This is a genomic window from Tessaracoccus luoxuelianae (genome assembly GCF_054483915.1).
On sequence record NZ_CM137013.1, the window covers coordinates 1,088,407 to 1,101,489 of the forward strand.

At 70.1% G+C, this 13,083-nt stretch carries 14 protein-coding genes; 7 read left to right on the plus strand and 7 right to left on the minus strand.

Features of this window, described 5'->3' with window-relative positions:
• Nucleotides 1-14 precede the first annotated feature (14 nt).
• Nucleotides 15-611, plus strand: coding sequence for a histidine phosphatase family protein (locus ACX1D1_RS04580; protein WP_459056122.1), 597 nt, complete (start codon nt 15-17; stop codon nt 609-611).
• 172 nt (nt 612-783) lie between these two features.
• Here ACX1D1_RS04580 and serB read toward each other — a convergent pair whose 3' ends face one another.
• The 3 genes from serB to ACX1D1_RS04595 form a co-directional block, all read right to left on the minus strand.
• A complete protein-coding gene (gene serB, locus ACX1D1_RS04585) occupies nt 784-1,659 on the minus strand; it encodes a phosphoserine phosphatase SerB (protein WP_182782030.1) in 876 nt (291 codons plus the stop codon).
• 77 nt (nt 1,660-1,736) lie between these two features.
• Nucleotides 1,737-3,152 (minus strand): S1C family serine protease, encoded by a 1,416-nt coding sequence (locus ACX1D1_RS04590; RefSeq protein WP_459056123.1) that lies wholly within the window; start codon nt 3,150-3,152, stop codon nt 1,737-1,739.
• Nucleotides 3,153-3,257: 105 nt separating this feature from the next.
• On the minus strand, nt 3,258-4,250 hold the full coding sequence (locus ACX1D1_RS04595; protein WP_182782032.1) for a class I SAM-dependent methyltransferase: 993 nt from the start codon (nt 4,248-4,250) through the stop codon (nt 3,258-3,260).
• Between the two features lie 85 nt (nt 4,251-4,335).
• On the opposite strand from ACX1D1_RS04595, the gene cobA reads away from it, so the two are divergent.
• From cobA to cobS, 3 genes are read left to right on the plus strand one after another with little or no spacing between them, the layout of a single operon-like run.
• Nucleotides 4,336-5,082: a uroporphyrinogen-III C-methyltransferase gene (cobA, locus tag ACX1D1_RS04600; RefSeq protein ID WP_459056124.1), complete on the plus strand. Its 747-nt coding sequence runs from the start codon at nt 4,336-4,338 to the stop codon at nt 5,080-5,082.
• Between the two features lies 1 nt (nt 5,083).
• On the plus strand, nt 5,084-5,713 hold the full coding sequence (cobU, locus tag ACX1D1_RS04605; RefSeq protein ID WP_459056125.1) for a bifunctional adenosylcobinamide kinase/adenosylcobinamide-phosphate guanylyltransferase: 630 nt from the start codon (nt 5,084-5,086) through the stop codon (nt 5,711-5,713).
• Nucleotides 5,710-6,489: an adenosylcobinamide-GDP ribazoletransferase gene (gene cobS, locus ACX1D1_RS04610; RefSeq protein WP_459056126.1), complete on the plus strand. Its 780-nt coding sequence runs from the start codon at nt 5,710-5,712 to the stop codon at nt 6,487-6,489. Before cobU ends, cobS begins: the two co-directional genes overlap by 4 nt.
• A 4-nt stretch (nt 6,490-6,493) precedes the next feature.
• Here the strand turns inward: cobS and ACX1D1_RS04615 are convergent, their stop codons facing one another.
• From ACX1D1_RS04615 to ACX1D1_RS04630, 4 genes are all read right to left on the minus strand, one after another.
• Entirely contained in the window at nt 6,494-7,183 is a 690-nt protein-coding gene (locus tag ACX1D1_RS04615; protein ID WP_459056127.1) for a 2'-5' RNA ligase family protein, read from the minus strand.
• A gap of 176 nt (nt 7,184-7,359) precedes the next feature.
• Nucleotides 7,360-8,685, minus strand: a complete 1,326-nt coding sequence (locus tag ACX1D1_RS04620; protein WP_459056128.1) for a TolB family protein — start codon at nt 8,683-8,685, stop codon at nt 7,360-7,362.
• Nucleotides 8,685-9,212: an RNA polymerase sigma factor gene (locus ACX1D1_RS04625; protein WP_459056129.1), complete on the minus strand. Its 528-nt coding sequence runs from the start codon at nt 9,210-9,212 to the stop codon at nt 8,685-8,687. Before ACX1D1_RS04625 ends, ACX1D1_RS04620 begins: the two co-directional genes overlap by 1 nt.
• Before the next feature lie 85 nt (nt 9,213-9,297).
• On the minus strand, nt 9,298-10,182 hold the full coding sequence (locus ACX1D1_RS04630) for a serine/threonine-protein kinase (protein WP_459056130.1): 885 nt from the start codon (nt 10,180-10,182) through the stop codon (nt 9,298-9,300).
• A 255-nt stretch (nt 10,183-10,437) separates the two neighbouring features.
• On the opposite strand from ACX1D1_RS04630, the gene ACX1D1_RS04635 reads away from it, so the two are divergent.
• The 3 genes from ACX1D1_RS04635 (at nt 10,438) to ACX1D1_RS04645 (ending at nt 12,923) form a co-directional block, all read left to right on the plus strand.
• Nucleotides 10,438-11,994, plus strand: a complete 1,557-nt coding sequence (locus ACX1D1_RS04635) for a SulP family inorganic anion transporter (RefSeq protein ID WP_459056131.1) — start codon at nt 10,438-10,440, stop codon at nt 11,992-11,994.
• A gap of 136 nt (nt 11,995-12,130) precedes the next feature.
• A complete protein-coding gene (locus ACX1D1_RS04640; RefSeq protein WP_459056132.1) occupies nt 12,131-12,529 on the plus strand; it encodes a helix-turn-helix domain-containing protein in 399 nt (132 codons plus the stop codon).
• Between the two features lie 205 nt (nt 12,530-12,734).
• Nucleotides 12,735-12,923 carry a hypothetical protein gene (locus tag ACX1D1_RS04645; RefSeq protein WP_182782040.1) on the plus strand — a complete coding sequence of 63 codons (189 nt, stop codon included), beginning with the start codon at nt 12,735-12,737 and terminating at the stop codon, nt 12,921-12,923.
• Nucleotides 12,924-13,083 lie beyond the last annotated feature (160 nt).

Sequence of the window (13,083 nt, forward strand, 5' to 3'; positions counted from 1 at the left end):
ACGAGAGGACAGCGATGAGCAATCCACGCACCCAACTGTGGCTCGTGCGCCATGGCGCCACCGAGTGGTCCCAGGTCGGGCGGCACACGTCCGTGACGGACCTGAGTCTCCTGCCGGAGGGGCGTGACGACGCCGAACGGATGGGCGAGCGCCTCGCCGGCGAGCACTTCGGCCTGGTGCTCAGCTCGCCGCGTCGCCGCGCGATGGAGACCGCCGCGCTCGCCGGCTTCCCGGCGCCTGAGATCGATCCCGACCTCGTGGAGTGGTCCTACGGTCCCGGCGAGGGGCTCACCAGCGTGCAGATCGCGGAGCGGGTCCCGGGCTGGCGGATCTGGACCCACGGCGCCCCTGCCATCGAGCGGGAGGGGTTCCCGGAGGGGGAGACCAAGGAGCACGTGGTGGAGCGGCTGGGCCGGGCGATCGACAGGGCCCGCGCAGCCGGCGAGGAGAGGGTGCTGATCTTCGGCCACGGGCACGCGCTGCGGGTGCTGTCCATGCTGTGGCTGGGTGCCCCCGTGGAGTTGGCCGCCAGCTTCCCGCTCCTGACGGGATCGCTGAGCGTGCTGGGCTGGGAGAAGGACTCGCCGGCGATCGTCCGCTGGAACAGCTAGCGAGACACTGGGGAAGCACTGATCGATGCTGTTCTCGGCGAGGACGTGCCGGGCGGGATGAGATGGCGCCACTACATCTGGTGCGTGTACTTGACGTCCATATTCAGATGGAGGGGTGTCAGATCGCCCGATCCGGTGCACCGCAGCCAGGACATGATTGGTCAGTGGTTCCCTAGGCCAGCGGTGCGCTCTTGAAGGCGAACGCGGCCACCGCGTCGAGTCGGGGGAAGTTGATCGCCACGTCGGCGTGCGCGGCGGTCACAGGCTTGGCGCAGTAGGCGATGGACAGCCCGGCGGCGTCGAACATGCCCAGGTCGTTGGCGCCGTCGCCCACCGCGACCGTCAGGGCGGGGTCCACGCCCTCCGCGTGGGCGAAGCGGAGGAGATCGCGCGCCTTCTGATCCCGATCGACGATGGGCCCGGTCACCCTTCCGGTGAGCCGCTCCTCGCCGTCGACGAGCTCGGTCTCGAGGGTGTTGGCGTTGAAGAAGTCCAGACCCAGGCGCTCGGCCAGCGGGGCGACGAGCTGGCTGAAGCCCCCCGAGGTCACCCCCACTCTCGCGCCGCAGCCGCGTGCCGCGGCGATCAGCTCGGCGGCCCCGTTGGAGAGGGTCATCGCCTCGCCCACAGCGGTGAAGATGCTGGTGGGGAGCCCGTGGAGGGTGGCGACGCGCTCCTCGAGGGACTGGGCGAAGTCAAGCTCGCCGCGCATCGCCCGCTCAGTGATCGCCGCCACCCGGGGGCCTACCCCGGCGTGCTCGGCCAGCAGGTCGATGGCCTCGGTGGTGGTGAGGGTGGAGTCCACATCCATGAGCATCAGCTTGGCGGGGACCCTGGCCAGCGGCCCGGTCACCACGCCGACCGCCACCTGGCCGGCCACCGCACGGAGGGCCCTGCGCAGCGCCGCGGGATCATCGTGTTCGGTGAACATGCTGATCCGCTGCCCATAGTGGGTCTCGTCGCTGATGACGTGCCCGGTGGTGGGCACGAGCGCGACGAGCGACTCCGGAATGGGCCCCATGGCGGCCAGCGTGACGCGAATCTCCATGGGGTCAGGCTATCCGGGGCTGTGGTCCGGCACCGGTGCGTAGGCCTGCGGTGGGACGCCGCGGCGCACGAGGCCGCTCACCGGGCTGCTGCGATGGGCGTGACGACGAGCTCAAGCTCCTCGCCGTCGCGCAGCACGGTGAGCGTCATGTCGCGGCCCACCCGGCCGGCGCGCACCAGCGCCACCAACGACTCCGTCGACGTGACTGGGTTGCCGTTGACCTCGGTGACGAGATCACCCACCTGCATGCCCACCGCCTCGGCCGGCGATCCGGGCACCACGTCGGCGATGGCCGCACCCATCCGGCCCGTGGTGTTGATGTCCCCGGCGCTGACCCCGATCTGTGGGTGTTCGGCGACCCCCTTGGCGATCAGCTGCTCTGCCACGTACTGCACCTGGTCCGCTCCGATGGCGAAGCCGATGCCGATGTTGCCGGCGCTGTCGCTCGATGAAGCCAGGGAGGCGATGGAGGAGGTGATGCCCACCAGTTCGCCCTCGGCGTTGACCAGCGCGCCGCCCGAGTTGCCCGGGTTGATCGCCGCGTTGGTCTGGATGGCCGCCGTCACCACCACATCCTGCTGGCCCTGCGCGACGGTGCTGTTGGTGACCGCGCGCGTGGTGACGGGCCGGTTGAGGGCGGAGACGATGCCCGTGGTGACAGTGTCCGCCAGCCCGAGGGGGTTGCCGATGGCCATCACGGGATCACCCACCGCCAGCTGCGTCTCATCCGCATAGGACATGACGGTGAGTTCCGACGGTGGATCCACCAGCTTGATCACCGCCAGGTCCGTGGATGGATCCGTGCCGACCATCTCCGCCGCATAGGACGTGTCGCCCAGCAGGACGACGATCTGGGCTCCGCTCCCGCTGCCCGAAACGACGTGGTTGTTGGTGACGATGTGGCCCTCGGCGTCGATGACGACGCCCGAGCCCTGCCCTCCGGACCCGTCCTGGCCCGTCACCTGGATTGCGACGACGGCGCTGGCCGCCGCGGCCGCAACGACCGTCCAGTTGGGGCTGTTCGGGTCCGCCTGGACCACCTGGGTCTCGGTGGGGACGCTGGTGGCGGACGCGCTCGCCGCGGCGGTGGCCGCGTCCTGGGCGGCGAGGCGGGCGGCCCCGAATCCGGCGCCGCCACCGACGCCGGCCGCCAGCACCGCCACGGCGACAAGGCCCGCGACCCGTGAGCGGCCCTTGGGTCGGGCGGTCGCGGTCGCGGTGGGGGTGGGCGAGGCGCCGAACGAGGCCGTGGGCTGGCCGAAGGGGTAGGCCGGCGGCGGGAAGTCGAGCCGCTGGGGCCCCTGCGTGGGGGAGCCCTGCGCGGAGAACTGCTGCGCGATGAACCCCTGCCCCTCGCTGCCCGGACCCTGCGGCTGGACCGGCTGCTCGCCGGCCTGCGGGGTGTGCACCGGGGCGGTGGGCTCGTCGTGACCGGCGTCGACGTCCTTCCAGGCGTCTCGGCTCCACGGATTCGGGTTCTGCTCGTTGCTCATCGCGGCTCCTCTGGTGGGTATGCCCTCAGGTAACCCACCAAGTCTATGAGGCGCCTGTGAAACCCCTGAGTTGTCCCTGATAACCCCGATGGCGGGGATCGGTGGTCACCTGGCCGTGGTCACCGTGACCGTGTAGCGCGGATCCTGCTCGGCCACCTTCGTGGGGCCGACGCGCTCGTTGAGTTCCTTTCGCCACGGCAGGTGGGAGTTGAACACGCACCACAGCTGGCCGCCGGGACGCAGCACGCGGCGGGCGTCGTCGAACATCTCCAGGGTGTCGGAGGACTCCTTGGCCACCCCCTGATGGAACGGTGGGTTGGTGACGATGGCGTCCACGCTGCCATCGGCGTAGCCGTCCAGGCCGGCGCCCCAGGTGGCGTCGACGGTGAGGCGGTTGACCTCGGCGGCGACGGCGGTGGCCGCCACCGCGGACCAGCTGACGTCGCGGGCCAGGACCCGCATGCCCGCCTTGGCCAGCCACATCGAGAGCGTCCCGTTGCCGCAGCCGAAGTCCAGGACATCGTCGGCCTCGAGGCCCGCGGTGCGGCCGCCGCCCGCGAGAGCCGAGATGAGCAGGCGGGAGCCCGGGTCGATCTTGGTCCCCCCGAAGGTGGCGCCATGGGCGGCGACGGCGAAGCCGAGGTCCGCGTGCTCGCGCACCTTCGGCCAGTCCGACTCGTGCCCCTCGGGTCCCCAGGCGCGGAGCACGCGGCACTTCGAGCGACCGAGGCTGGCGGCGACGGCGGTGAAGTGCTTGCCGAGGACCTCGTTCATGGAGCGGTTGAGGTGCCGGATCCGGGCGCCTCCCACGAAGGTGACGTCCTGGGCCCCCTGCACGAGCGCGGCCATCTCGTCGAGTGCCCCCAAAGACTTGGGGAGGCGGGCGAGCGCGACGTCCACCCCGGCAAGGTCCGAGGGGTGCTCGACGAGGAGGTCGGCGGGGACCTTGGCGGCGTCGCGCCAGTCGTCGCACCACACCCGCACATCAGCGGTGAGCGTGAGGGCGTCGTCGACGAGCGCGGGGGAGTCCAGCAGCGCCACCGCCCCGGCTTGCTTGGGGGCTTCGTCCCAGATCAGGTCATCAACGGCGTCACGCATGGGGTGAGTCTACGGAAGCGACGCGTGGAGTGCGCCGGTCCCCGCGATCGCTAGGGTGTGGGCTGAGCGTCACGAGGAGACCCCCATGCATCACGAGTTCGCGCCCGGCAGCGTCATCCTGGTCGGCGGAGGCCCGGGGGATCCCGGTCTCATGACCGTGGCCGGCCTCGCCGCGATCCGGCAGGCCGACGTCATCGTCCACGATCGCCTGGGCGCGCTCCAGTGCATCGATGAGGCCAGGCCGGGGGCTGAGATCATCAACGTGGGCAAGATCCCGCGCGGCGACTTCACCCCGCAGGAGGAGATCAACGCCATCCTGGTTGACCGTGCGCACCGGGGCCTTCGCGTGGTGAGACTCAAGGGAGGCGACAACTACGTCTTCGGACGTGGCGGCGAGGAATGGCTGGCGTGCCGGGCCGCCGGGGTTCCGGTCCGGGTCATCCCGGGGGTGACCTCCGCGGTGTCGGTCCCGGCGCTGGCCGGCATCCCCGTCACCCATCGAGGGCTCACGCAGGGCTTCGTTGTGGTGTCCGGCCACGTGCCGCCGTCGGACCCCCGCAGCGACGTCAACTGGGCGGCACTCGCCGCGGCCAATCTCACGCTTGTGGTCCTCATGGGGGTGCAGAACCTGCCCGATATCGCGGCCGAGCTGCAGCGCCACGGGCTCCCCGGCGACACCCCGTCGGCGGTGGTGGCCGACGGCACCACGCCCGGGCAGCTGACGCTGCGCGCGCCCCTGTCGCGGATCGCCGAGGAGTCGGAGAGGGCCGGGATCCGGCCGCCGGCCATCGTCGTGATCGGCGAAGTGGCCGCTCTTGAGCTCGAGGACTGAGGTGGACTTCAGCCTCCGAGTGGACCCCGCCGATGAGACCGCCATGGAGTTGCTCGGCCGCCTCGCCCAGCGCGCCGAGGTGACGCCGATGGTCCACGGCCGGGGAACGGCGCTGGTCCTGGGTGGGGCGAGGTCGGGCAAGTCGTCGTGGGCCGAAGCCCAGCTGGCGGGGGCCGCGGACGTGGAGTACGTGGCGACCTCCGAGGTGCTCGACGGCGACGCGGAGTGGGCCGAGCGCGTCGCGCTCCACGTTGCGCGTCGGCCCCCGTCGTGGCGGACCACCGAGACGAAGGACCTCGCGGCGGTGCTGGAAGCCGACGATCCCGCCGCGGTGCTGATCGACTGCGCGGCCGTCTGGCTGGACCGTGTCCTCTTCGACGCCGGCGCCTGGGACGACGCGCCGGGCTGGCGGGAGCGGGTGGAGGCGGAGGTGTCGCGGCTTGACGATGCGCTGGTGCGTACCGGCCGGGACGTGATCGTGGTGAGCAACGAGGTGGGGTCGGGCATCGTCCCGGCCACGCCGTCGGGGCGGCTCTACCGTGACGAACTGGGCCGGCTGAATGCCCGCCTGGCCGCCGTCTGCGGCGAGGTGTGGCTGTGCACGGCGGGGATCGCCAGGCGGCTCAAGTGAGGGGATTCGTGGCCGCGTTGGGCCTGTTCACGGTGATTCCGGTGCCGCCCGTGGCCGAGATCGACCGCGGGCTGGCCGGGCGCGCCATGGCGGCGTTCCCGTGGGTTGGGCTTCTGGTGGGGGCGCTGGCCGGGGCGGTGCTGTGGGGTGTGGTCGCCCTGGGGGCGGGCGGATGGCTGGGCGCGGCGCTGGCGCTCGCCGTCGTCGCGCTTCTTACGGGGGCGCTGCACCTGGACGGGCTGGCCGATACGGCCGACGGCTTGGGGTCGCGGAAGCCCGCCGAGGAGGCGTTGGTGATCATGCGCAGGTCCGACATCGGGCCGATGGGCGTGGTCGCGCTGGCCCTGGCGCTGCTGATCGACGGCGCAGCGCTGGCGTCGCTGGCAGAGCGGGGCGGGCTGCTGGCGGCGGGGGCCTTGACTGTCGCGGCGATGGTGGGCCGCGGCGTGGTCACGCTGGCCACAGTGTCGCGGGCGTCGGCACGGCAGCATGGATTCGGGGCGCTGTTCATCGGCGCCACCTCGCGCGCCACGGCGGTCCTCACCGGGGTCGCGGTGGTGGGTGTCGCGGCGGGGGTCGGTGCGCTGGCCTTTGGCTTGAGCGGCGCAGCGGTGTTCGTGGGCGCGACGGTCGCGGCGGGCGGGGTCGGGTTCCTGTGGGCCCGCCACCTGCGTCGGCGACTCGGCGGGATGACCGGCGACGTGTTCGGATCCATCGTCGAGGTCACTCTGGCCGCGTTCCTGGTTCTGGTGGCCCTGCTCAACAGGGCTGTCTAGGCCCTCAGCCGGTGTGGCCTGCCCGCGACCGCGAGGACAGGGCTCCGTCACGGGTGAAACCGGGCAGCTCCGACTCGACCATCCACGTCCCATCGTCCAGCGAGAGGCGCCCGAGCGTGGTGAGGGGGCCCGCGATGTCGTGGGTCTCATAGGCCAGCAGGAGCCACTCCCGGACCTCCACCTCCACGGCTGGCGGCGCCCAGCCGTCGACCCGGGCCGCGATGTCGGTCAGGGGCCGCGACACCGAGTAGTGCCCGACGGTGACGTGCGGCACGTACCCGCCGCCGCCCACGGCGAAGGCCCGATGGGCCGCGTGCAGCTCGGGCGCCTCGGCGGCCAGATACGGCACCATCGGGAACGACCCCAACCCCGCGACCCTGACCGTGAACGGCCCCGCGGCGAGCCGGCGCAGCGCCGCGACATCCGAGGCCAGCCGCCCTGGTCCGTACGGCTCCTCGCCGGGGCGGGCGCCGGGGGAGGGTGCGAGACCCGCGTAGGCGACGGTGACGTGTGGCTGCCGGTCGTAGCGGGGGAGGAGGACGTCGGCCAGGCGCCCGCGCGCCTCCCCGACCCCCGCACGGACCGCGTCGACGTCCGCATCGACGGCCCACACCATCGCGTGCCTGCATCCGCCGTGCCATTCGGGGAAATCGCGGTCCTCGCAGGCGACGGTGCGTTGGCTCGATGATTCCACGACCCCATCATGACGGGAGGGTCGGGTTTGTGTGTCTGCAACTTGCTACCCATAGAGCGGCATCTGCGCATATATGCAGAAGCCGCCCTATGGATAGCAAGTTGCAGACCCCTCGTCGTCAACGACACCGGCAGGCTGGCGAACAGACGATTCACGGTAAGCCTCCGATCAGGGCTTCACTTGCCTTGGGTGCTCCAACTCTGGAACGTGTTCCATGGTTGGCCGATGTGGCCGCCGACGCCGAGGACGTCGTCGAGGACCACGGGCGGAGAGGAGCTGTCCACCGGCACGGCAAGGATTCCGTAGCCGGGGTAGGACCACGCTATGTACAGCAGGGCCTTGCCGTCGGGCGACCAACTGACGCTGTACGGCGCCCATACCTGGACCTTCCCGCCGTGTGTGGTCTGCGGGGCCGGGATCACAGTCTGGGTCCCGAACGGTGTGCGGGGGTCGTCGCCGCCGACGGTGACGACGACAGCCTCGTGTTCGTCCAGGCAGATCCGCTCCTGCCCGGCCTCGTCCACGTAGGTGTCGCAGCTCCGCTGGAACGCCACATGGTCTCCGTCGGGGGACCAGACTGGGCCGATGCCGTTGCCCACCTGGTAACCGGCCACCAGGGTGCGCTGATTGGATCCGTCGGTGCCCATCAGCACCAGGTCGTCGGATCCGGGAGCGTCTCTCCCCGGGCCGTATTGGACGACCAGGGACCTGCCGTCGGGCGAGATCGCCAGGGCCGTCGCGCGTGAGGTTCCGTCCACGGATCGTGTGGTGCCCGTTTCCGCCGAGTAGATCGAGATGCGGCCGCTGGCGATGAACAGTTCCGACGATCGCGGCGCCCACTCCAGGTCTGTGGCCCTGAGCCCGGGAAGCCGGGTGATGTCGTTGGTCTTGGTGTCCACCACCCAGACCTGAGTCACGCCGAACTCAGAGTCACCCAAGTCGGCGCCGAACGCCAGCCAGCGGCCATCCGAGGACCAGACCGCGCAGGGCGGGTGGACGACGCCGTCGAGGGTGAGCGAGGTCGTGCGGGTGGGCTCCCCATCGGCCGTGAGATCGGTGATGTTGAGGCTTGCGACAACCCCACCCGCGTCGTCCTCACCGGTCACCTGCCCGGACACAAGTCTCCTGCCGTCGGGGGAGAAGGCAGGACAGATCTGATCGGCGTCGTCGGCCTCGGACCCGAGGATGCGACGAGCCGGCGAGCCCTGCTTCACCAGGTAGATGTCTGCGCCACGCTCGCCGGCAGCGAACGCCACCCAGCCGCTCCAGAGGGTGGTGGTGGGGGCGGGAATGGCACTTGCGGCTGCGGGTGAGTCCGGTTCGCGGACGGTCCAGGTCAGGAAGGCACCCGCCACCGCACCCACCAGGAGCAACGCCACCCCCGCGCCCGCCGCGCGCAAGGTGCGCGTGCCCGCCGGGCGGATGCGCTCAGTACCGGCCAACACCAGATCACGCATCTCGTCGTGCTCGAAGCGGGAGAGCCCGCCGTCGTCCGTCCTCATCAGGCCTCCATCGCCAGAATCTCATCGCGCAGCTTCGCCCGTGCCCGAGCGAGCCGGGACTTCACGGTTCCCTCCCGGATGCCGAGCGTCAGAGCCGTCGCACGCTCCGGGTATCCCTCGAGCACTCTGAGGACCACCACGCTCTGCTCGCGAGCGGGCAACCTCTTCAATGCGGCAAGAACGCCGCTGTCGTCACTTCCGGAGAGTTCTTCCCGCGGATCCTTCGTCGGGGCGCGCGCGATCAACGTCCGATATCGACGGCTCGATCGCTCCAGGTTGCGGGCAGTGTGAGACACCGTGTTGAGCAGCCACGGCAGCGGTGAGCCGTCCACCAGCCGGACCGCGGATCGCTTGCGCCACAACTCGAAGAACGCGATCGTGACCGCGTCTTTCGCGTCCTCGCGCACCGTGAGCAGCCGGCTGGCGTGGCGGAACAGACGCGCCTCGTGACGATCGAAGAGGGCGGCCAACGCCACCGGGTCGCCGGCGCGGACCCGCACCCAGTCCGCCGCGTCGACATCGCTCATACCTTGTAGTGTCCGCCGACGGCGGAAGGGTTCCCAGTGGTCGCCAGGAATTCTCGAGCCGGTGCTTCTGCCCCGGGAACTCGGATCAGTCGTCGAGCAGCGCGCGCCTGGGGAGGTCCGACTGCGCCATCGCCGCCTCCAGGCCCGCTGGGTGAAGGGGATCGCTCGCCGGGTCCTCCAGCATCCGCGCGATGAGGGCCGCGGAGGGGCGCTGATCGGGCTCCTTGGCGAGGCAGGCCGTCACGAGCGTCACCAGATCCTCCGGCGTGCCGGGAGGCAGGGGCGGCGGGGGGTCCTGCACATGGGCCAGCGCTGTGGCGATCGGCGTCAGGCGATCGAACGGCTTGGTAGTGGTCAGCATCTCGTGCGCAAGGACGCCCAGGCTGTAGATGTCGGCGGCGGGTCCGATGGTCTGCCCCAGGGCCTGCTCAGGGCTCAGGTAGTGCGCGGTGCCGAGTACCTGGCCGGTCAGGGTGCGCGAGTCGGCGTCGAGGGAGCGGGCGATGCCGAAATCCATCAGCTGGGCGTGGCTCCCGTTGACCATCACGTTGGCCGGCTTCATGTCGCGGTGGACGATCCCGGCCTCGTGTGCCAGGGCCAGAGCCGAGGCCAGCTGCCGGATGAGGTGACGGACTTCGTCCGCGCCCAACGGGCCGTCGGCCAGCAGGGTGGCGAGGTTGGGCCCGTCCACGAACTCCATCACCAGGCAGGACAGGCCTTCGTGTTCGAGGAAGTCGTACACAGTCACGATGTTGGGGTGGGACAGTTGCGCGGCGAATCGGGCCTCGTCGCGGAACCGTTCGGCGAGAGCCAACTCGTGCTGTGTGTGCGGGTGCATGATCTTCAACGCGACCCTGCGTTCGAGGGTGTCGTCCACGGCTTCCCACACCTGGCCCATGCCGCCGGAGGCGACATGGCGGATCAGCCGATAACGCTCCGAGAGCACCAGTCCCGGACACAGTCGCTGCATCCCAACCTCCACCATTGACCATCGAGACCGCCGGCTTGGCTCCGCCACTACCGGTTCGCTGAGCGGCCTACGGGGATTCGGTCGAGTCTCAGCCTAATACCTGGCGGCCGGATTCCACTCTCGAGGTCAGATGTCCGCTGTGCGCAGGCACCCCAATGCGGCTGGGGCTCGATTGGGGCGCAACTCTGACGTTGGGGTAGAGTTCGCGGCGGTGTCAGGCCAACGTCGACGCCCCCATCCCAATGAAGGAGCCATATGGCTGAGTCGAGCGCGCCCGCATCTGTCCGGGACACCCATCCGTTGGTCCCAGAGGCGGGTGAGCGGGAGACCTCCACGTGGGCGGCTCTGCGCAGCCCGCGTCGCCTGCGCACCGAGGTGCTGGCCGGCCTGGTGGTGGCGTTGGCGCTGATTCCGGAGGCGATCTCGTTCTCGATCATCGCCGGTGTGGACCCGCGGGTGGGGCTGTTCTCGAGTTTCGTGATGGCGATCACGATCTCGATCGTGGGTGGGCGTCCGGCGATGATCTCGGCCGCGACTGGGGCGATCGCCCTCGTCATCGCGCCCGTTGCTCGCGAGTACGGCCTGGACTACTTCCTGGCCACCGTCATCCTCGCCGGGGTACTGCAGATTGTGCTGTCCCTCTTGGGCGTCGCGAAGTTGATGCGCTTCGTGCCGCGGATGGTGATGGTGGGCTTCGTCAACGCGCTGGCCATCCTCATCTTCATGGCGCAGGTCCCACACCTGCTCGGGGTGCCGTGGCTCGTGTACCCGATGGTCGCCCTCGGGCTGGTGATCATGATGGTCCTTCCGAGGCTCACCACGATGGTCCCGGCGCCGCTGGTCGCCATCGTCGTCATCACCACGCTGGTCGTGGGTGCCGGGTGGGATCTGCCGTCGGTCTCCGATCAGGGGGAGCTTCCGAGCTCGCTGCCGGCGCTGCTCCTGCCGCAGGTGCCGCTGACGCTCGAGACCCTGCAGATCATCGCCCCCTACGCCCTGGCGATGGCGCTGGTCGGCATCCTCGAGTCGTTGATGACCGCCAAGCTCGTCGACGGCATCACGGACACCCACTCGAACAAGACCCGCGAGGGCTGGGGCCAGGGCATCGCCAACGTTCTCTCGGGTTTCTTCGGCGGCATGGGCGGCTGCGCGATGATCGGCCAGACCATGATCAACGTGAAGGTCTCCGGTGCCCGCACCCGGATCTCGACGTTCCTCGCAGGCGTGTTCCTGCTGATCCTGGTGGTCGGGTTCGGCCCGGCGGTCGGGATGATCCCGATGGCGGCGCTCGTCGCGGTGATGATCATGGTGTCGGTGGCCACGATGGACTGGCACAGCATCCACCCCGCGACGCTGAAGCGGATGCCGCACAGCGAGAACATCGTGATGTTCCTCACCGTGGGCGTGACGGTGCTGACGCACAACCTCGCGTATGGCGTGATCGTGGGCGTGAACGCCGCCATCATCGTCTTCGCCCGGCGCGTGGTGCGGTTCGCATCGGTGGAGAAGGTGACCGAGACCGACGTCGACGGCGACGGGACCATTGATGTCCGGATGTACAAGGTCACAGGTGAGATGTTCTTCGCCACCAGCAACGATCTCGTGTACCAGTTCGACTACGCGGGTGACCCGAAGCGTGTCGTGATCGACTTCTCGGAGAGCCACATCTGGGACGCGTCCACCGTCGCGGCGCTCGACGCGGTGCAGACGAAGTACGAGCGGATGGGCAAGACGGTGGAGATCGTCGGACTCAACAGATCGTCTGCGGCACGCCACAACCTCCTGACGGGGCAGCTCGGCGAAACCCACTGAGGCTACGCGCAGACCAGGGCGCATCGCCGAGCACGACCGGGGTCCCCATCTGATCTCCCGGGAGTGCCCTCCTCCGACGAGAGTGTTCAGAGGTTGTGCCCGCTGGCGTCACTCCAGCGTGCGGCACACTGGGGGCATGACTCAGCCCGACACCGCGCCCACCCTCCAGATCGGTGCCGTCGCGGAGCGCACCGGGCTCTCGATCAGGACGCTGCGGCACTACGACGAGGTCGGTCTGGTGCGCCCGAGCGGCCGGTCCGTCGGCGGGTTCCGGCTCTACACCCACGACGACGTCAGCCGGCTGCTGCTGATCCGGAGGATGAAGCCCCTCGGGTTCAGCCTGGAGGAGATGGTGTCTCTGCTCGAGACCGCTGACGCCCACCGGGCTCTGCCCACCGCGGACACTGCTGCCGCGCTGGCGGACTATGTCCGGGTTGCCTCTGAGCGCCGCGACGACCTGGCTCTGCAGGTGGCGAAAGCTGACGAGTTCATCGCTCAGCTGCGCGGACTCGGCGGAGACCCGGCTGCCTCCTGAGCGGAGTCGAGCCACCGCGCTGCGGCGCCCAGCCGCTAGAGCCACCCTTGGGTACGCCAATGGGCCAGGAGCGCGTCCACTGTCTCCATCGCCTCCGCCGGTAGGCGGGAATCCTGCGCCAACGCCGCCAGCCGCTCTCGGCCTATCGCCGCACCCAGAGACGCCAGCCGGGTGAACGGACCCAGCCTGATCGCCAGACGTTGCTGTGGCCACCCTCGATGAGGGTCGGACGGTCGTGACGCTGACCGAGGACAAGGGCGTGCAGCGTTGCGCCATCTACCCGGAGGCTCTGCTCGACCACTCCTGCAACGTCGCGGGCCGCAACCTCACGCAGGCGGAGTGGAGCACCGCGCTTCCCGACCTCCCGTACGCGCAGACGTGTCCGGGGCGGTGAGAGTCTGCCTCCTGAGCGTGGGAGGCGTTACTGGCGTCCCGCCTCCGCGGCTCTTGCATCCGCAAGGCAGTAGCCTTCTCCACCCCGGCACGAACGCAGGAGCGGTATCGCTCGATGGTCCATCCGCGCGTCGGCAGCAGCGAACGTTCGGCGGCCGGTC